The sequence below is a fragment of the Nitratidesulfovibrio sp. genome (assembly GCF_040373385.1).
Classification (GTDB): Bacteria; Desulfobacterota; Desulfovibrionia; order Desulfovibrionales; family Desulfovibrionaceae; genus Cupidesulfovibrio.
Map to the genome: position 1 here is coordinate 47062 of NZ_JBDXXH010000006.1, position 19351 is coordinate 66412.

A 19351-nucleotide genomic window follows, 5' to 3' on the forward strand; every position below is an offset into this window, starting at 1 on the left:
CATTGCCTCGGCCATGGCGGAACGTTCCGGATCGGCATGCGATTCTGCCGCACCGGACAAGGGGTTTGCACCGGAAGGTTCGCGCAACACGTCTCCCCCTGCGGGCAGGAACCCGCTCATCGACGGTTTGCGATACAGGGCCGGACGTAACCGGCGGGGCCGCGCTTCGCGCCGTGCACGCCCTTGGGCCTGCGGTAGCCGGAACGGTACGCGGATACTGCCAGGCAGGCCAGACAGGCCAACCTGGCATGACGGGCCAGACGGGCCAGACGGGTGTGACGGGGTCGGTTCGTCCGCGGCATTGTCCCCTCGCCACGGGCGGTCAACACCCTGCCCACTCCATCGCCTACCCATAACCCCGGAAAATGGCAAGAAGGCCACGCGCGTACGAAATCCGCGCGTTCCCGGACCGGGATGCGCACGGGGCCGCCGCTATTGGCCGCCCTCTCCTCCCGGGAGTGGCGCGGCGGCATCCCCAGTTCCCCCAATTCCCCCGTGCCCGCTCTCCGGCGACGGGCAATCGGCCGGGGCAGGGGCGCTGGGCGCCAGGATGTCGCGGTATTCCTCTCCGTACAGGGTCAGCATGACCATGGTGAAGCTGAGAATGAGCGGGCCGTAGATAATGCCCGCCATGCCGAAGGTCTTCAGCCCGCCCAGAATGGACAGAAAGATGTAGAACACCGAAGCCCCCGAACTGCCGCGCATGAAGTACGGCCGCAGGAAGGAGTCGGCCCCGGCCACCACCAGCGAGCACCACAGCACCAGAAACACCGCGCCCTTCCACTGCCCCATCAGCAGCAGGTAGATGGATGCCGGTCCCCATACCAGCCCCGTGCCCACCACCGGCACCAGCGAGGCAAACCCCATCACCGTGCCCCAGAACAGGCCGGGCATGCCCACGATGGCCATGCCAAGCCCACCCAGCACGCCCTGCACCACGGCCACCAGCAGCCCGCCCACCAGCACGGCGCGGGCCACGCGGCGCAGACTCTGGATGATCAGGTCCTCCTGCTCCTCGCGCAGGGGGCACAGGTACTTCACCCCGTCCACCATGCGCTTGCCGTCCTTCAGCATGAAGAACATCACCAGAAGCAGCAGCAGAAAGTGCAGGAAGAACAGCATGGTGTTTCCCAGCACGTACGAGCCCCACTGGATCAGCGTCTGCCCTGCCGTGCGCGACAGTTGCAACAGGCTGGTCTGGAAGTCGATGTGGCCAAGGTCGATGAACGGCAGGTTCACCCGCACCCATTGCAGCCACGGCTCCAGGTTCGATTCCGACATCAGCTCCGCCGGTCCGCCGCCGCTCAGCCACTTGTTGATGGCCGTCACCGTCTGCATGCCCTGGGGAATCAGCAGGGCCACGAACACGCACAACGGAATGACGATGCACACCACCAGCCCCGTCAGCACCAGCAACGCCGAAACGATGGAGCTGCCGCGCACCAGTCGCTTGCAGCGCAGGTACAGCGGATAGCAGATGGCAGAGAACACCGCCCCCAGAATAAGGGTATGCAGGAAGGATTCCACCAGTTGATAGGCCAGCCAGAGGGCCAGCAGCAGCAACAGGAAGAGGAAGTACGAGAACAGGTTGCGCGAGGCGGTGGTGCGATTTCCCTTGGCCGGTGTGGTATTCATGGATGGATGCCCGTGGGTGGGATGATGCATGCGGTGCCGTGGCGGCGGCGCATCGGACAAGGTGGATGGAAACGCCCGTTGCGGCCCGCCCCCCGGCGGAGTTGGGCCTGATCCGAATTCGGCCTGTCTTTGCCTGAAACCGGCGCTACATGGCGCCAGCGGGCTTGCCAGCCAGCCCGCAATACCCCTCGTCGCCTTCGGCGTTGCGCTGGGGATGCTTGTAGCGCCACATCATGCACTGGGCACCGACGCAAAAACGCATCTTGTCGTCGCTGGTCTTCAGGAAGGGACAGTAGCGGAACTTGGCCTCGTTCTGCGGCATGAGCATGGCAGCCTCCCTTTGGGCGCGGCCCGTTGTGGCCAGTCTGGCCCGTCCGATCTCCAACCTGTCCGGTTTGCCGGGGCTGCGAGCCTGACGGTACCGGTCAGACTGGCGGGCGTTGACGGTGCGCACGACCGGAAACAGGTTTGCCTGCCATGCGGGACTTCCGGGCCGTTTCCCTGTCCGCGCACAGGCCTGGCCGTTCTGCGACATGCCCGATGATACGCAAGACAGGTGCGGAATGCATCCGTTTTCACGGGCACCCCTGTGGAAAGCGCGCCACCTGCCGATAGGAAGAATACGGGGTCATGTATCCCCCGGAAAGGAGGTGCGCCATGCGGATAGACCAGTTCACCGGTGGCGCGGAGGGCATCCTGAACGTGCTGGAGCAGACCCGCCTGATGCAACAGGATGGGCAGCAGCTTGCGACCGTTCAGGCAGATGCCATTCCCCGGCAGGAACGCCGGGACGCCGGACAGACGCAGACCGAGTCTCCCGTGGCCGTGCGCGGCCTTGGGGAGCACGTGGACGTCACCGTCTGACGCGCGGGCGCCAATGGGCACCGGGGTGCGCCGTGGCGGAATGGTTCCGTGGCGGCGCACCCGACCTTTTGCGGGGAGACAGCAAGACCGCGGCGGGCGCGGATGCCTGGGGGCACTCGCAGCACCCCGCAGCCGCAGGACCGCTTCGCCCCCTTTCGGGTCGGTCGGCCAACGGGCGAACGGACAATCAGAAAACAGCCCCTACAAGAGCAGGCGCATCAGGTCGTCCAGCCCCGTGGCCGGGTCGAACGCCCCAAGGTCGTGCCCTTCCTGCACCCCGGGCAAACCAGGGGGCATGCCCTCTTCCGCCAGGTCCTGCGCGGCGGGCCGGCCCAGCACGGCCAGGCACATCCGGTCCATCAGACGCACCCGGCGGCGCGCCTCTCCGGCGTCCAGGGCCGGAGCGTGCACCCCTTGCAGCATCAGGATTTCCATGTTCAGGCGGCCCAGCCGCTCGGTGAATTCGTCCGCCTCGCGCGCGGCGCGGGACAACCGTTCGCGCCGGGCGGAAAGGGCCGCGTGCGCGCTCTTGCCGGGCGGCAGGTCGTGCAGCAGGTCCAGCCACAGGGCCAGCGCCTCGACATAGCCGGGGTCGGACGGGGGCATGCGCCGGATGAACCGCAATACCAGATCGGGGCGGGATTCGCGGGGCGAAGTCGTGGGGGATGCGGCGGCGCTGTCGGCGGGCATTTCGGCAAGGTCGAACCGGGCGTCGCGCAGGGCCAGGCGCACCGCGAGGGCCTGCGCCTCCGGCAGGTGACCCGACACGGCAACGGCCAGGGGCCGGGGGATCACCCGGTCCAGCCGCAGGCGGCGCACCAGCAGGGCCATGGCCCAAGGGGGCACGGGCAGATCGAGCCGGACGGGGCCGGACGTGCCGCCCCCGCCAGGCATGTCGGGCATGTCGGGCATGTCGGGCATGTCGGGCATGTCGGGCGCAGTGGGCGCATCCGGCCTGCGAGGGGTGTTTGAAAAAGAGGAAAGGTCTCCGGTAGCGCCGGAGACATCCGGAACATGCAGCACGGCAGTGGCGCCCTGCGGCAGCAAGGCCAGCACCGCATCCACGAGGCTGGCCGGTTGCGCAAGGGGGTCGGATGCGGGCCGCGCATCTTCGGCGGCCTCCGAGGCCAGCAGTCGTTCCACGGACAGGCGCAACGCGGCGTCCGGGTACAACAGGTACTCCAGCACGTCCTGAATGTCGGGGAGGTCGTGAGATTCCGGGGCGCCGGACGGGGCGGAGTCCTGCCCTTGCGGTCCGGCCTCCAGCAGCGGGGCCAGCCGCGCGGCGGCATCCACCGCAGGCAGGTTCGCAAGCCCCGCCATTCCCAGTTGGGCTTCCAGAAACGTGCGCGCCGGGCCATCCAGACGCACGCCAGTGGCCAGCCAGTGGAGGATGGCATCTGCCATGCGCCGGACACGCGGGTCCGGCTTCATACCAGCCCCGGCAGGCACGCCGGGGCCACGGGACAAGGCCGCAGCCGTTGTCACGGCCCGACAGGCGGCGCCGGACGGACAGGCGGAAGATGACGCGGCATCTTCCTCGACAGGATGCACCGGACGGGCCACGGTGGCCGCATGACCCGTCTGGGCCGCATGACCCGTCTGGGCCGCATGACCCGTCTGGGCCGTCTGGGGCGCACGGGCCGCACGGGGCGCGGGGGTACAACTGGCAAGGCGCGCTCCGCGCTCCCCGCCGCGCACCGCCGCACCACCTGCGTGGCGGTCGGGCATCAGGCCTTTTCGGCGGCCTTCACCTCGTTCCACAGCGCGTCCTTTTCTTCAAAGGGAAGGTTGGGGAAGTCCAGCCCGCGCTCGCGAGCCAGCGCCTCCATGCCCTCGAAACGGCGCAGGAACTTCAGCGTGGCGTAGTCCAGCGCGGCGTTGGCCTTGATGCCCTTGCGGCGGCCAAGCTCCACGATGGTGAACAGAAAGTCGCCCAGTTCCTGCTCCTGGCGTTCCTTGTCGCCGCTGGCCGAGGCATCCAGCCATTCCAGCCATTCGGCCTCCACCTGCTGTTCCACGTCCTCGTCGCTTTCCCAGGTAAAGTCCACGCGGGCGGCCTTGGAGTGCAACCGGTACGCCTTGACCAGCGGGGGCAGCCCCTTGGGCAGGCTGTCGAACACGCCCCCCGGGGCATCGCCGGACGCACCTTCGGCGGATGCGGCCTTCCCGTCGCCATCAGCGGCATCGGCACCATCCTCGGCCATGGCCGCCGCCTTTTCCTCGCGCTTGATGCGCTCCCAGTTGCGCAGCAGTTCCTCGCGGCTGGCGCATTCGCCCTCGGCGAACACGTGCGGATGGCGGCGGATCATCTTGGCGGCGTTGCCCTCCACGGCATCGGACAGGGTGAACGCCCCCTTGTCGGCATACAGGCGCCCGATGAATGCCAGCAGGAACATCACGTCACCCAGTTCCTCGCGCACGTCGTGCACCTTGCCCGAACGGATGGCCTCCACCAGTTCGAAGCATTCCTCGATGACGTAGTCGGCCAGCGATTCCGGGGTCTGTTCACGGTCCCACGGGCAGCCCTCGGGGGCCAGCAGGCGGTCGATGACGTCGGTGATGGCCTGAAGGCCGTTGCCCGATGCGGAGGATTTGGGGGAAGCGGGTTCGGTGCTCATGGTCTGCGATCCATCGGAAGCCCGGCGTGCCGGGCGTTGCAGGTGATATTGGGGTGTTGCCCCGGCCAGGGCCGGCCATCAGAAAAGTTGCTGCGGCAAAAACGTCTTCACGTAGCCGGTAACCATCGAAAGATACGGAATCACGCGGGAATCGCGCACGAAAGCGGCGTCGGGCAGAAAGTGCAGCAGCACGGCCAGCAGGATGGAGCAGATCAGCAGCCCCTTGGCCGCGCCCATGACCCCACCCGCCATGTGGTCGAGCCAGCCCGCGAAGGTGATGACCAGCAGCTTGCGGATGATGCGCGCCACGATGGCCACCACCAGCAGCACGCCCAGGAACACGCCCGCGTAGGCGATGACGTTGACCCAGCCGGGGTCGCCCACAACCTTGGCCACATGCGGCGCGGCATCGCCATGGTGGCGGTTGGCCAAGATGAACCCGCCGATGACGCCCACCAGGCCCGCCACTTCTTCCACGAAGCCGCGAAACAGCCCGCGCAGCACGAACAACCCGACGATGATCAGGAACGCTGCGTCCAGCATGTTGAAGTTCATTCGGTGTCCTTGGAACGAAAAGGGAGTGGTGTCCGCGCCCGACAGTAGCCGTGGGTGCTGTGGGGCCGTGGAGGCCGAGGAAGCCGAAGGGCTGGAGGGGCTTCGGATGTGCTCCGCCACTGGCCGGCCCTATGCCGGAGCAGACCTGCCGGGACAGGCCCGGACAGGTCGGAACTGCCGGAACAGGCCGGAAACGAATCAGGGGCCGGAACAGGACCGTCGCAGGATACCGGCGATACCGCGACTGCACGCCTGCGACAAGCATGCGAGACGCATCCGCAGCCTCTTGGTCCGGGCACGTACCTACCAGAACTCGCCCCGAAGGGGAAGCAACGCGCGGCAGACCAGGAGAAGGGGCAGTCGCACCAGCGGTTCCGGGGCGGCGTGGGGGCAGTGCACGGCAACCCTGTTGCATGCGCCCGGTCATTTCCTGTACTATGCATCGGGTCTGTATTGCCCTGACGCATTTGGCCTACCTGAACGACCTGCCTGACACGCCAAGCGCCCCTCGCCGGGCCGGGCGCGCATCCGGTCGTTCCGGCCGTCCCGATCCCCCCGGCTTTCTGGGGCATCACGGGGCATCCCGGCGTACGCCGGATCATGCCCGACCACGCCGGGTCGCACCGGATCACGCCGGGTCGCACCGGATCACGCCGGATTACCCCGAACCGGCACACAGGCGCGAGCCGTTTCGGGCACATGCCCGCAGCCCCGCACGGAGCCTCATGACACGCATCAGCATCACAGACCTGAAGCCAGGCATGCGCGTGGCCGACGACATACGCGACGGCAACGGACGCCTGCTGTTCAAGTGTGGCGACGTGCTGTCGCCCGCGGGTCTGCGCATTCTCAAGATCTGGGGCGTCACCGAGGCCGCCGTCATCGGCGAAGAGGACAACGAAGGGGACATGCCGCCCACCGTGGCCGCCCGCTACGACGAGGCCATGGAACGCACCCGCGCCCACTTCACCCTGCACGACCCGGCCAACCCGCACGTGGCCGCGCTGATGCGCCACTGCGCCATGCGCCTTGCCGCCTCGACCCCGCCGTGGCCCGCCCCCCCCGGCGAGGCCCCAACCCCCGTCCGGCCAGATCCGGCCCCGAGGCCAGTGACGCTGGAATCGGTACTGCGCGAAGACATGCGCTTCGGCACCCTGCCCAGCGTGTTCCACCGCCTGGTCGAGGTGGTCAACGACCCGCGCAGTTCCGCCGCCGACGCGGCAGAAATCATTTCCAAGGACACCGATCTTTCCGCGCGGCTGCTGCGCATCGCCAACAGCGCCTACTACGGGCTGCGGGCGCGCATCGAAACCATCACCCGCGCCGTATCCATCATCGGCACCAACCAGTTGGTCTCGCTGGCCATGGGAGTCAGCGTGGTGACGGCCTTCCGGGGGGTGCCGCAGGACCTCGTGGACATGCGCGCCTTCTGGACGCATTCCATCGCCTGCGGCGTGGCCGCGCGCATCCTGGCCGGGCTGCACCGCATGAGCAACAGCGAACGGTTCTTCGTGGCCGGGCTGCTGCATGACCTTGGGCGGCTGGCCATCTACGGGCAACTGCCCGACCACGGGCGGCTGCTGCTGGCCGAGGCCCGGACACGCGGCACCACGGTTCGCTCGCTGGAGCGCGACATCGTCGGCTTCACCCATGACGAAATGGGCGGGGCCATCCTGCGGCAATGGAAGTGCCCGATATCGCTGGAGCGCAACGTACAGCGGCATCACACCCCCGAAAGCTCAAGCGGCAGCTGCGAACCGGCCATCATGGCCGTGGCCGACCTTCTGGCCAACGCCCTGGGCTACGGCACCAGCGGCGAAGTGCTGGTGCCCCCCCTGTCCGACGACGGCTGGGCCGCCCTGGCCCTGCCCCCCGGCGCGGTGGTGCAGACGGCCAACCAGATGGAATATCAGGTGCTGGAAATCATCAGGTTCCTGGAAACGCATGACTAGCAACGACCCCACCTTCGGCAGCGCGGGCCTGCACGCCCGGCTGCGCCACCTGGAAGACCAGGCCCGGTTCACGCTCGACGTACTGGACATGGCCTTCAACCTCGGCGACTTCCAGACCTGCATCAACCGGCTGGAAGAACCCTCCGACCTGCTGGACGAGGCCGTGGCGCGCATCGGCGAACTGGTGCAGTTCTCGGTCACGGCGTTCTACCTGGTGGACGAGCACACCTCCGACTTCGTGCTGGGCCTGTGTCGCCCCAGCGAGGAAGGACCGGCCATCGAACGCGAGGTGGAACGGCTCATCGAGACCGGCGTGTTCGCCCTGGCCGTGCGCGAAAACCGGCCCATCACCGTGTATTCCTCCGACAACAGCCACCGCCTGGTGCTCAGCGTGCTGGCCACCACCTCGCGCGTGCGGGGCATGTTCATCGGGGCCATGCCGCGCACCGAAAAGAACCTTTCGGGCATCCTGCTTTCGCTGCTCTCGCTCATTCTCAAGCACTGCGCCAACGCCATCGAGAGCTTCGAGCTGTACCGCCTGCTGCGCGAACATGAACGCCGCCAACGCGAATTCATCGACACCCTGTCCGTCACGGTGTTCGAAACCGACCCGGCGGGCATCCTGCGCTCGCTGAACCGCGCCGCATCCGCCCAGTTCGGCATCGACCCGGCGGCCCTGCCGCCGTCGTCGGGGCTGCTGGACCTGCTGGCCCCGGACGAGCGCCCCCGCATGGCCGCCGCCATAGCCGCGGCACTGCGCGACGGCCAGCCCGCCTCGCTGGCCTGCACGGCCATGCACGCCTCGGGCGCCACCTTTCCCGCCGTGCTGCACCTGGCCCCCTGCATGCACGAGGGACTGTGCACGGGCCTGCGCGGCGTGGTGGGCCGCCACCCGACGGAATAGCATTCCGCGCGCCAGGGCGGGCGGCCCGCACCAGCCATGCGGCAGCGTGCTGCGCGGGCAGTCCGCATGCTCCGCTTGACCCAGGCGATGCTGGCGCGCAGCGCAGCAAAACGCGGTGCGGCCCTGCCGTCACGTGCCGCATTCCAGACGGTGTCCCGCCCCCTTGCGGTGGTCACCGCCGCCTGCTAGTGTTCGCTTACCCGATACGTGTCGCGCCATGACACGTCGGCAAACATCGGAACCAGCCCCGCGCCCGCACCGGACCATCCCCGCCCGGCCCAACCCGCCACGCAACCCATCCGGCCCGCGTACGGCCACGCCGTTCTTTCGGAACATGCCATGCCCACTCCGCCCAGCATCCTGGTCATCGACGACGACCCGCAGGTTCGCGGCTCGCTGGCCGACTTTCTGTCGGACAGCGGCTACGCGGTATTGCAGGCCGGAGATGGTCGCGCCGGGCTGGATGCCTGGCAGGCACACCGGCCGGACCTTGTCCTGGTGGACCTGCGCATGCCGGTGCTGGACGGTCTTTCGGTAATCCGGGCCATCACAGCCTCTGGCCTGGGCACGCCGGTGATCGTGGTTTCCGGCACCGGGGTATTGCATGATGCCGTGGCTGCCCTGAGAGAAGGGGCCTGGGACTATCTGATAAAGCCCCTGCAGGACATGGGCGCCCTGGAACACACCGTGGCGCGCTGCCTGGAACGGGCGCGCCTGCTGGTGGAAAACGAGGCCTACCGGGCCGGGCTGGAGGCGCGCATCGCCGAGCGCACCCGCGAACTGAGCACCGCCTACGACCAGCTCAGCGGCATGCTGGAAGCCACGGTGGATTCACTGTCGCGGGTCACCAACCTGAAGGACGCCTACACCGGCACCCATCAGGCCCGCGTCACCGTACTGGCCACGGCCATGGCCCGCAGGCTGGGCATGCCCGACGACGAGGTGGAGGCGGTACGGGTGGCGGGCATGCTGCACGACATCGGCAAGCTGTGCATCCCTGCCCAGTACCTGCTCAAACCCACCGTGCTCGACACCCACGAAATGGCCTTCATGCGCCAGCACCCCCAGTTCGGGCACGACATCCTGGAACGCATTCCCTTCCCCCATCCCGTGGCGCGCATGGTGTTGCAGCATCACGAACGGCTGGACGGTTCCGGCTACCCGCACGGGGTCGCGGGCGACGCCATCCTGCAAGGGGCGCGCATCCTCGGCGTGGCCGACGTGGCCGAGGCCATGTGCTCGCACCGCCCCTACCGCCCCGCTCACTGCCTGGAAGCGGCCATGAACGAACTTTCTGCGGGCAGCGGTACCCGCTACGCTGCCGACGTGGTGGACGCCTGCCTCGACCTTTTGCGCGGCAACCACGTCGACATGCCGGATGTGGCCGAAGTGCTGCGCCAGTTGCGCAACGGCGACGCCGTCTGCTCGTGAGCACGCAGCACCGCGCTGTCCGTCCGCTTACGCCCCCTTCGCGCCCCGGTACTGCCGCCGCCCGCCTGCCCGCACCGTGCCCACCCACGCAAGACCGGGACCGCCCCCGCAGGGACGATCCCGGTCGTCGTTCTTGATCAATGCGGCCCTGTGGTCGGCCCGAAGGCCCTGTGACCAGCCTGACGCCATCCGCGCGCCCGGCCCCCGCAGGACCGGACAGGAAAGGCGCGCCCGGTCTCAGGCGTTCTCGCGCTGCATCTGTTCGATGATGGCCTTCAGCTTCTGGGCCTGCGCCGCAAGCTCACCCACGGCCAGGGCCGACTGGCGCATGGCGTCGCTGGTCTCGGTGGAGATGCGGTTCACTTCCTCCACGGCCCGGTTGATCTCCTCCGAGGCGGCGGACTGCTCTTCGCTGGCGGTGGCGATGGAACGCACCTGATCGGACACGGAATCGGCCAGGGCCACGATGGATACCAGCGATTGCCCCGCCTCGCGCGCCCTGCCGGTGACGCTTTCCACCTCGCGCGCCGTCTCGCCCACCTGGGCGATGCTGACCTTGGCACCCTGCTGGATGCCGCCGATGGCCTCGCCCACTTCCCGGGTGGCGGTCATGGTCTTTTCGGCCAGCTTGCGCACCTCGTCGGCCACCACGGCAAAGCCGCGCCCGGCATCCCCTGCGCGAGCGGCTTCGATGGCGGCGTTCAACGCCAGCAGGTTGGTCTGGTCGGCGATATCGGAAATCACGCCCAGAATGGCCCCGATGCGCTCGGTGCTCTTGCCCAGGGCGTCCATGTCGCGGTTCAGGGTCTCGGAATGGCGCTGCACCACGCCAATGCCATCAATCATGGCTTCCACGATGCCCGACCCGGCCGAGGCCTTGGCCTTTGCGTCACCCGCCGTGTCGGACGCAAGGCCCGCGCTGCGGGCCACCTCGAGCACGGTGGCGTTCATTTCTTCCATGGCCACGGCGGTCTCGCCGGTACGGCGGCTTTGCAGTTCGGCCCCGCGCGAGGACTGTTCGATCTGCGCCGAAAGCTCTTCCGAGGCGGCGGAGACAATGTCCACGATGCCTTCCAGCTCGCGCGCGGCGTGCAGCATGCCCTCGCGCCGGGCCTGCTCGCCGCGGGCGCGGGCCTCTTCCGCCTCGGCCATGGCCTGCTGGGCCTTTTTCGTCTCATCCGCCGCAAGGCGGGTCTGCTCCTGGGCCTCGCCTATCTTGTCCCGGAGCGTGCCCACCATGGAGCGCAGGGCGTCGGCCAGTTGCCCCACCTCGTCGCCGGTGCGCACGGTAAGCTCGGAATTCAGGTCCCCCCCGGCCACGGCCGTGGCAAAGGCGGTGGTGTGCGTTATGGGCCGCGACAGGGCACGCGCCAGCAGCCAGGCCACCGCGATCATCACCGGCAGCACCCCCGCCATCACCGCCAGCGAAGAATCGGTCACCCGATCCTGGGCAGCAATGATGCTGGCCACCGGCATGCCGATGAACCACATGCCGATGGTCTTGCCCTCCATGTCCAGGATGGGCCAATAGGCCGTCTCGTATTCGCTGCCCAGAATCTGGTTGCGCGCCAGAAAGGTCTTGCCTGCGGTGAATACCGTCTCCAGTACCTTGGGGTTGTCCATGCGCGTGCCGATGGCTCGTTTGCCGTCGCGCACGATGGTGGTCATGACGCGGGTGTCGCCCTTGAATACGGTAACCTCAAGGCCGGTGAACGACTTCAGGTCGTCCACGAAGCCCTCGCGCACCAGGGACGTGCCGATGGCCACCGTGCCCACCACCTTGCCGTCGCGGCGGATGGGCGCACCCGCGCGCAGGGTGAACGGCACCACCGTGCCGGATATGACCCCCACCGAAGCTTCGCCACGCAGGGCCCGACGCACGGTGTCCTGATCGAGCACCGAATCGCCCGTCTTGTCCGAATGGCCGCGTGCCAGCACGTTGCCCTTGTCGTCGGTGACGGTCATGAAGTCGGAGCCCACGTCACGCATCAGGCGTTTGGCCAGTTCGGACGCGCGCGAACCGTCGCCCGCAGCCACTGCGGCGGCGAAATCCGCGTGCTGCGCCACCAGGGCCGCTTCCTCCTGAAATTTCGCGGAGCGGTCGCCGATGTTGCGCACCACCACGTCGCGCAGCCGGGTTACCCCCTGCGCCGATTCGTCGGCGAAGCCGCGTTTCATGAAATGATGGGCCGTTCCGAAAATGGCCGCCGCCGTCAGCAGCACGATACAGATGACCATGAGGAGCAGTTTGCGAAGAATCGTCAACTTCATGCACGCCTCGCACGGTAACAAGGTGAGTGTGTACTTCATATATCGGCCAACCACTCACGAACATTAGGGAACACGTGATCGCCCAATGCATTTTTGAACCGTGGCACGCGCCTGCCCGGCGGCCTGCCTTTCGCACCGTGTAACAGAGATGACGGGCGGTTGTCTCGTTCCGGCAACCAAAAGTCGCGCGCGGCGCCACTTGCGCCGCATGCGATGAAGGCGAAATTCCACGGGGAAAAACCGCATGTTCAGGCAGCGCGAAGGGGAATGCCCCCGTGGCGCGGAACGGTAAAGAAGAGAAAGAGAAGGAAGGTGCCCGGTCAGTTGTTGCTACGCAGCGAGATGGAATGCTTCTGCAACAGTTCGTACAGCCGGGCGCGGGATAGGCCGGAAAGGGCGATGGCCGAGGCTATCTCGCCCCGGCTGCGCCGGATGAGTTCCATGAGGTAGGCGGACTCCATGCGGTCCATGGTCACTTCGCGCGCGGAACGGAACGAGGGGAACACCTCGTTGGCAAAGCCGAATCGCTCCCGTTCCACGGGCGGCTGGCAGATGTCCGACGGCCGAGCGGTCATGGCGCCGGGTTCTCCGTGCTGACCGTGAGCGGCCATGGCGAATGCCACGCCGGTGCCCGCAGGCACCGACGTCCCCGTGCGCCCCGGTTGAGCGACGCCACCCGACAGGCCAACGCCGCCAGACCCACCGGACAGGCCATGCGCTCCCGACGAGCCGGACGGGGCAGAATATCCCGGCTGGCCGGACTGGCCAGGCGTGCCGAACGGGCCGGGTTCCACCTCGTAGCCACGACCGTTGTCCCCGGCCCCACCCTCTGCATCCGCCGTCCCCCTGCCGGTACCGAGCATGGGCGGGTGCATCTCTTCCTCGTGTTCGCGCGCGGGGGCCGGGTCGCGCCGGGCGCGCATGACGTGACCACGGATTTCCACCGGCAGGTGCTGGGGGTACAGCCGCTGTTCGGCAAAGGCCGCCTGCACCGCGTAATGCAGGGCGTTGATCATGTCGCGCACGTTGCCCGGCCAGTGGTAGAGCTGCACCGCGTCCACGAAGTCGGGCGACATCTGCTTGGCTGCCAGGCGGTGCTGGCGGCAGATGCGGTCCACGTAGTGCCGGGCCAGGGGCTCTATGTCGTCGCGCCGTTCGCGCAGGGGGGGCAACTGGATGATGCGGGTCTTCAGGCGGTGGTACAGGTCCTTGCGGAAGGCCCCGCGCCGCACCATGTCCTCTATGTCGCAGTTGGTGGCGGCCACAAGGCGGAAATCGCTGCGCACCTCGTTTCGGGCGCTGATGGGACGAAAGGTGCGTTCCTGCAACACCCGCAGCAGCGACTTCTGCACCGAAAGATCCAGGTCGCCTATTTCGTCCAGGAAAATGGTGCCGCCGTCGGCCTGCTTGAACAGGCCGTCGCGCGCGGCGTCGGCCCCGGTGAACGATCCGCGCTCGTGCCCGAACAAGATGCTTTCGGCCAGGGTGCTCGGCAGGTTGGTGCAGTCCACAACGATGAAGCCGCGCCCGGCACGCTCGCTGTTCTCGTGCACGGCCCGCGCGAACAGTTCCTTGCCTGTGCCCGTTTCGCCCAGGATCAGCACGTTGGTGTCGGTGCGCGCGGCCACACCCAGTGAATGCAGGCAGCGCTCCAGCGGCAGGCTGGTGCCGATGATGTCGCCGCGCTTGATGTTGGCCTGGCCGATAAGGGCCACCTTGGCGGCGTGGTGGTACAGGCAGCGTTCCAGCACCTGGCGTACGGAGGATTCGGGAACGGGGTGCAGCAGCACGTCCCAGGCCCCGGCGCGAATGGCGTCCTCCGCCCGGTTTCCCGTGCGCAGGGCCGTAAGGGCCAGCACCTCCGGCTGGCCGCGCATGGCGGACAATTCCGGCAGGCTGCCCAGCCCCTCCGGACCGGGCGTATCCACGTCCAGCAGCACCACGTCGCACGGGCGGCGGCGTCCGCTGGCCACGGCCTCCTCGCAGGTGGAGACCACGCGGCACGCATGCCCGGCGGCGGTGATGGCGGGCACAAGGTATTCCCTGTACCGCCGCGTAGGATCAATCACCAGAACGTCTGCCATGGTCCCTTCCACCGGCCATATCCGCCGGCCCCCGCTCGTGCGCCAATGCGCCGCATACCGTGTGTCCGCGTGTCATGTGCGATCGGGTGCAATCTGACACGATCTGGCGCATCCAACATACTCTGACGCAACCTGACACACCCCTCGAAATCCCGTAACATCCTGAATTGACGACCCACCCTGCGGTCATGCTGCGCCCCCCGGCTCCGCCCTCCGGCTTGCCGCTGTCCACCGACACGGACCATGCATCGCGCACCTATCCATATCCTATGCCACAGCATTATATTTTCGGAAAGGGGGCTAGATTTATGCGGGGCCACATCATGGCGCTGCTTGTACCCCATTTTGCCTTACGTGGGGGGCTTTTGTCCGCCTTCTCCGGACACGGACCGGTCCGATCGGACAGCTTCCGGGTCTGCTCCGCCCGGATACGCATTGCATAAAACACTCTCAACAATACGATATTCATCAACAACACCCAAAAACATCATGCCCGCGCGCACGGATGGCACGAACTTTTCATATCTTGGCGTCAAGCGTCATTGTCTGCCTTTTGTGGACAACCTGGGAGAGCCGCCATGAGAAGATTCCGCGAACTTCGTGTTCACCCCGACCTGCTGAAGCGCATCGACACCGCCGCGGAAGAAATGGGCATTACCACGACGGCCCTCGTGGAAGGCCTGTTGGAACGCTACCTGCTGCGCCGCGATGCCAAATCGCGGGACGACGCGGACCGGCGCTCCTTCGAGCGCCACCCCATCCGCCTGCCGGGGGTGGTGTACGTCACCGAGCCGGACGGCCATTACGGACGTTACCAGCCCGTGGAACTGCACGACATCTCGCTGAACGGCGTGGGCTTTCGGATGCCCCCCAATTCCGAGCTGGACATGCGCCTGGCCGACGGCGAGTTCGAGGTGATCTTTCGCCTCGACGACAACAATCCGCCCGTACGCATGCGCTGTCGCAGCACCCGCAACGAACGCGGCAAGGGCGCCACGCGCATAGGTGCGTCGTTCATCGGCGGCGATGTTACCAGCCATGCCCTCATGGAGCGCTACTTCGTCCAGTAGCCGTCCCTCCCCGCCCCGCCGCAGCGCGGCGGCCGAAGGCACCTTCGGCCGCGCGAAGGGCATGCCGTTGCCCGGTGCCCGACACCAGCCATGCCCACATGCTGCGCAGCTGCCCGCCACGCGGGCATGACCCGCCGCGCACCGCCTTCCGACAGCACACGACGCCTCCGCCCTCCTGCCAGCCCCCCGCCACGGCGGCGCACCCGCCTGTACGCTCCGCAGTACTTGTCCCCTCGCCGTACCCCCTTGTACCTTGACGCGCCACGCGCCTTTCGCGCAAAGTCTCGTCCACGGAAATGCGGGCAACGCCGGACAACACCGGACAACGCCGGTCAGCGCCGGACAACTCAGTCAGTGCCGGACAGGCCCGCCATGCAGGTGCGGGCAACGGCTCGCCCCGTGCGCGCGGATGCACCCCGGCGCACCCCGCCCCCACACGAGCACAACCCCCAGGAGACAGGGACATGGCGGAACATACTTCGGAAAAACTTGACGTGCAGCCCTACTTCGACGTGGAGTTGCTGATGAACACCAGCCAGGAGACGCGCATCGGCGGCGAAGTGATGGACCGCCTGATGCTGCGCTGGGAAGCCTGGATGGACAAACTGCACGCCCTGCGCATCGATACCGGCAAGATCCAGTACCTTGTGGTGTGGCTGGACGCCGACGTGGAAGAAGAGGTGGACGCCGCGTGGGAGTCATCCCCCTCCGACGCGTTCATCATCAATTCGCTGGCCCAGACCATGGTCATGAGCGCGGTCCACATGCTGCTCCCCGAGGTGGAGGACGTGGGCTGCGCCCCGGCCCCCAAACCCACCGACAAACTGCGCGCCGCACTGGTTGCCGAAGGCCTGCCCTACAGCGGTGACGGCCCCACCCTTTCGCGCCGCTACGCCGTGGTCACCCACTTCCCGTTCAAGGGCGGCTGCGAAATCTGCACCCTGCTCAAGGACTGTCCCAAGGGTTCGGGCGCGGCGGGTGCACCGTCGTCCATCGTGCTGCCGGGGTACGAGCCGGACAAGAATTAGCATCGTCCGCCAGCGGGTTCGGCCCGCCCCGCCCCCCGGGCACCAGGCCGGGTACGGGCCAGGTACGGGCCGGGACACGGAACACACGGGCCATGGCGCAGCGACGCGCCATGGCCCTTTCCGTGGCGCCCGGCGTGCCTTTACTTCACCCGGCGTCTACCCTAGAATGCGCGCCCAAGGAACCGGACAGGATGAACGGCCCGGAGGCGGACATGTCCACGGATTTCGCCACGCAGCTTCCCGGCCTGCGCCGCATGAGTCCCGGATTGCTCAGAGCCATGTCCGAACCGCTCGACCCGTGGCGCGACCCACCCTACCTGACCCCGACGTCCCCCACCCTGCTGGACAAGACCCAAACCGTCGTCAAAGACATGGAGGCGGATGCGGCCGTTGAACGCCAGCGCCTGCAACGCGCGGGCTACAGCCCCCCCAGGGGCGACACCCGCCGCCAGAGTCCGCTGGTGGTGCCCGAACGCCTTGCAGGCTCGCTGGTTTCGCTGATCGGCTGATCGGCTGACCTGCGGGGTCCCCGTTGCCGCCAGCCCGCCGAGCGCCGGAAACGGCCCCGCCCGGCATGTCCACCCCCGGCATACCCGCCACTGGCGTAACCGCCCAGGCATTCCGCCGGTCCCATACTTTCCCAAGGAGCGTCCATGAGTCAGGACCCGAAATACCCGACCCGAATCCGCTACGAATACGAGCACGATTCCGGCGTGCGGCTGGAATACGCCCACGGCGTGTGGGGCGGCATCAACCCGCAGGGCGAAATCGAAATGAGTTTCTACATAGAAACCGACAAGATGCCGCCATTCTCCGAGCGCCTTGTGGCGCCCGACGGCAGCTTCGGCCACGAGGTGGCCCCCTACGACGAAAACCTGAAGGTGATCACCCGCCACATCCGCTCCAAGGTGGTGCTGAACTACCACACCGCCCGCGCCGTTCTGGAATGGCTGGAGGAAAAGGTGGAAACCCTGGAGATGGAAGAGGAAGGCGGCATGATGTACGAGGGCGAAGGCGGCCTCGAACAGTAGCCGGCCCTGCCCGGCCCTGTCCTATCGGTGCGGCCCGAAGCCCCTCGGCGCGGTTGACGCGGCGGGGGGCTTTTCATGTGGCGCGGCGGGGGCAAGCGGGAAAGGGGAGCGGAAAAAGGCCACGGCGAGCAGGAAGGCGGGCAATGGAAGCCGGAGCCCAAAAGCCGCCGCCCGGCGGCTCTCGCCGCACTCGCCTACGGACGGCGCAGACGTGCCAGCAGCGGGCGCAGCCGCGACAGCACCGGCTCCGCCATATCCGGGGCGAAACGGCGCGCCAGCAGCAGGTACGTCCCGGCAAACACCGGACCACTGGCGGCCAGCGCCAGGAACGCCCCCCACAACTGGCCCGCCGGGCTGGCCGGTACCAGCAGCGGCGCGTACGCCAGCGCGGGCCAGGCAGGCAGCGCGGCGGCGGCGCACAGCGCCGCCGATTTCGCGCCGCACCCGATGAGGCCGGAAAGGCCGCCCCCGCCATGGCGCCTGCGCCAGACCAGGGCCAGCGCCACGGTATACACGGCCACCGCCGCCGTACCCGCCACGGCCACGCCCAGAGTGCCGCGCGTGCCCGCGTGGCCCGCCAGCACATACAGCGGCAGCGCAGCCAGGGTGGCAAGGGTGCCCACCACCGCCGGGGTCACCGTGTCCTGATGGGCATAGAAGGCCCGGCCCACCACCTGCTGCACGGCCCAGAAGGCCACGCCGCACAGCATCACCCGCAGCAGGGGCGCGGCGGCCAGGGTTTCTGCGGCGGCGAACCCGCCGCCCTGAAAGATCAGGCGCATGGTGGGTTCCGCCGCCAGCAGCATCCACATGGAAAGGGGGATGATCACCGCCAGGGCATTGCGCAGGGCCGTGGACAGGGTGGCGTCGAAGGCATCGCTCTCCCCTTTGGCGGCCAGCGCCGCCAGAAACGGATACGAAGCCACTCCGGCGGCCTGGGCCACCACCCCCACCGGCACCAGCATGATGCGCCGGGCATAGTTGAGCAGGCTCACCGCGCCCTCGCCGGTCATGGAACCGAAGATGCGCACGAACTGTTCGTCCAGCACCACCACCGACTGGCCGATCATCAGCGGCAGGGCCAGCAGGGCGAAACGGCGCACGCCGGGGTGGCGCAGCACCGGGCGCAGCCGCACCCCGCCGCCGCGCGCGGCGGCCAGCACCGGCAGGGCAAAGCTGCCCAGCCCGGCGCCCGCCAGCACGCCCCAGCAAAAGCCCTCCATGCCGCGTGCCGGGGCCAGCGCCCACGACAGCACGCCGCCGCCGATGATGCAGCCGTTGTACACCAGCGGCCCCATGGCGGGCACCGCGAACTGGCGGCGCATGTACAGAAGCGCGGTGACGCACGCCCCCGGCAGAAAGAACGCCTGCGCGGGCAGGATGATGCGCAGGAAACGCACCAGACGCGCCGTGGACGGTGCGTCAAAGCCCGGCGCGGCCACGCGGGCCAGTTCCGGCGCGAACCACCACGCCACGCCGGTCAGCAGGCAGATGGCCAGGGTTATCCACCAGAACGCGGCGGCGAAAAAACGCCAGCCGTCCTCCGGATCGCGCTCGAAGCGTTCCGACAGCAGGGGAATGAGGGTGATGGAGAAGTACCCGCCCGCCAGCAGGTAGTTGATGAAGTCGGGCACCACGAAGGCGGCGAAGTAGATGTCCGCCTCTGCCGTGGCGCCGAACAGGTAGGAGATGACCTTGTCGCGCAGGAGCCCCATGAACCGCGACACGAAGACGCTGGCCGCCATGAGCAGGGCGGCGGCGCCCATCTGGTGGGTGCGGGTAAACAGCTTCATGCGGCGGCGGACTCTCCTGTGCGCGAACGTGGTACGCAGGAACCACTACCCCATACCGTCCCGCTTGACCATACGATGGGGCGGGCAGGACTGCGTCCGCCGCCGTGCACGC

The 19351-nt window shown here is 67.9% G+C and carries 16 protein-coding genes; 8 read left to right on the forward strand and 8 right to left on the reverse strand.

What is annotated here, in order from left to right; all coding sequences use genetic code 11:
- Nucleotides 1-432 precede the first annotated feature (432 nt).
- Together ABWO17_RS11585 and ABWO17_RS11590 are read right to left on the reverse strand one after the other, a co-directional pair.
- On the reverse strand, nt 433-1635 hold the full coding sequence (locus ABWO17_RS11585) for an AI-2E family transporter (RefSeq protein WP_353118683.1): 1203 nt from the start codon (nt 1633-1635) through the stop codon (nt 433-435).
- A gap of 145 nt (nt 1636-1780) precedes the next feature.
- Nucleotides 1781-1963 (reverse strand): hypothetical protein, encoded by a 183-nt coding sequence (locus tag ABWO17_RS11590; protein ID WP_353118685.1) that lies wholly within the window; start codon nt 1961-1963, stop codon nt 1781-1783.
- A 329-nt stretch (nt 1964-2292) separates the two neighbouring features.
- Here ABWO17_RS11590 and ABWO17_RS11595 point away from each other — a divergent pair, with 329 nt between their 5' ends.
- Nucleotides 2293-2499: a hypothetical protein gene (locus ABWO17_RS11595; RefSeq protein ID WP_353118687.1), complete on the forward strand. Its 207-nt coding sequence runs from the start codon at nt 2293-2295 to the stop codon at nt 2497-2499.
- Between the two features lie 201 nt (nt 2500-2700).
- Here ABWO17_RS11595 and ABWO17_RS11600 read toward each other — a convergent pair whose 3' ends face one another.
- From ABWO17_RS11600 to ABWO17_RS11610, 3 genes are all read right to left on the reverse strand, one after another.
- A complete protein-coding gene (locus tag ABWO17_RS11600) occupies nt 2701-3906 on the reverse strand; it encodes a hypothetical protein (protein ID WP_353118688.1) in 1206 nt (401 codons plus the stop codon).
- A 323-nt stretch (nt 3907-4229) separates the two neighbouring features.
- The gene (mazG, locus tag ABWO17_RS11605; RefSeq protein ID WP_353118690.1) at nt 4230-5120 is read right to left on the reverse strand and encodes a nucleoside triphosphate pyrophosphohydrolase; all 891 of its coding nucleotides are present in this window, start codon (nt 5118-5120) and stop codon (nt 4230-4232) included.
- A gap of 78 nt (nt 5121-5198) precedes the next feature.
- Nucleotides 5199-5675, reverse strand: a complete 477-nt coding sequence (locus ABWO17_RS11610; protein ID WP_353118692.1) for a CvpA family protein — start codon at nt 5673-5675, stop codon at nt 5199-5201.
- A gap of 725 nt (nt 5676-6400) precedes the next feature.
- Here ABWO17_RS11610 and ABWO17_RS11615 point away from each other — a divergent pair.
- The 3 genes from ABWO17_RS11615 to ABWO17_RS11625 all read left to right on the forward strand — a co-directional run bounded on the left by ABWO17_RS11615 (nt 6401) and on the right by ABWO17_RS11625 (nt 9962).
- Entirely contained in the window at nt 6401-7627 is a 1227-nt protein-coding gene (locus tag ABWO17_RS11615) for an HDOD domain-containing protein (RefSeq protein WP_353118694.1), read from the forward strand.
- Nucleotides 7620-8531, forward strand: coding sequence for a PAS domain-containing protein (locus ABWO17_RS11620; protein ID WP_353118696.1), 912 nt, complete (start codon nt 7620-7622; stop codon nt 8529-8531). Before ABWO17_RS11615 ends, ABWO17_RS11620 begins: the two co-directional genes overlap by 8 nt.
- 339 nt (nt 8532-8870) lie before the next feature.
- Nucleotides 8871-9962 (forward strand): HD domain-containing phosphohydrolase, encoded by a 1092-nt coding sequence (locus ABWO17_RS11625; protein ID WP_353118698.1) that lies wholly within the window; start codon nt 8871-8873, stop codon nt 9960-9962.
- 237 nt (nt 9963-10199) lie between these two features.
- Here the strand turns inward: ABWO17_RS11625 and ABWO17_RS11630 are convergent, their stop codons facing one another.
- Nucleotides 10200-12233 (reverse strand): methyl-accepting chemotaxis protein, encoded by a 2034-nt coding sequence (locus ABWO17_RS11630; protein WP_353118700.1) that lies wholly within the window; start codon nt 12231-12233, stop codon nt 10200-10202.
- Between the two features lie 320 nt (nt 12234-12553).
- Nucleotides 12554-14317 (reverse strand): sigma-54-dependent transcriptional regulator, encoded by a 1764-nt coding sequence (locus tag ABWO17_RS11635; protein ID WP_353118702.1) that lies wholly within the window; start codon nt 14315-14317, stop codon nt 12554-12556.
- A 578-nt stretch (nt 14318-14895) separates the two neighbouring features.
- On the opposite strand from ABWO17_RS11635, the gene ABWO17_RS11640 reads away from it, so the two are divergent.
- The 4 genes from ABWO17_RS11640 to ABWO17_RS11655 all read left to right on the forward strand — a co-directional run bounded on the left by ABWO17_RS11640 (nt 14896) and on the right by ABWO17_RS11655 (nt 17446).
- A complete protein-coding gene (locus ABWO17_RS11640) occupies nt 14896-15387 on the forward strand; it encodes a PilZ domain-containing protein (RefSeq protein WP_353118703.1) in 492 nt (163 codons plus the stop codon).
- 464 nt (nt 15388-15851) lie between these two features.
- Nucleotides 15852-16415: a hypothetical protein gene (locus ABWO17_RS11645; RefSeq protein WP_353118705.1), complete on the forward strand. Its 564-nt coding sequence runs from the start codon at nt 15852-15854 to the stop codon at nt 16413-16415.
- Nucleotides 16416-16627: 212 nt separating this feature from the next.
- Nucleotides 16628-16924, forward strand: coding sequence for a hypothetical protein (locus ABWO17_RS11650; RefSeq protein WP_353118707.1), 297 nt, complete (start codon nt 16628-16630; stop codon nt 16922-16924).
- 144 nt (nt 16925-17068) lie between these two features.
- A complete protein-coding gene (locus ABWO17_RS11655) occupies nt 17069-17446 on the forward strand; it encodes a hypothetical protein (protein ID WP_167121979.1) in 378 nt (125 codons plus the stop codon).
- 194 nt (nt 17447-17640) lie between these two features.
- On the opposite strand, the gene murJ is transcribed toward ABWO17_RS11655, so the two are convergent.
- The gene (gene murJ, locus ABWO17_RS11660) at nt 17641-19239 is read right to left on the reverse strand and encodes a murein biosynthesis integral membrane protein MurJ (protein ID WP_353118708.1); all 1599 of its coding nucleotides are present in this window, start codon (nt 19237-19239) and stop codon (nt 17641-17643) included.
- Nucleotides 19240-19351 lie beyond the last annotated feature (112 nt).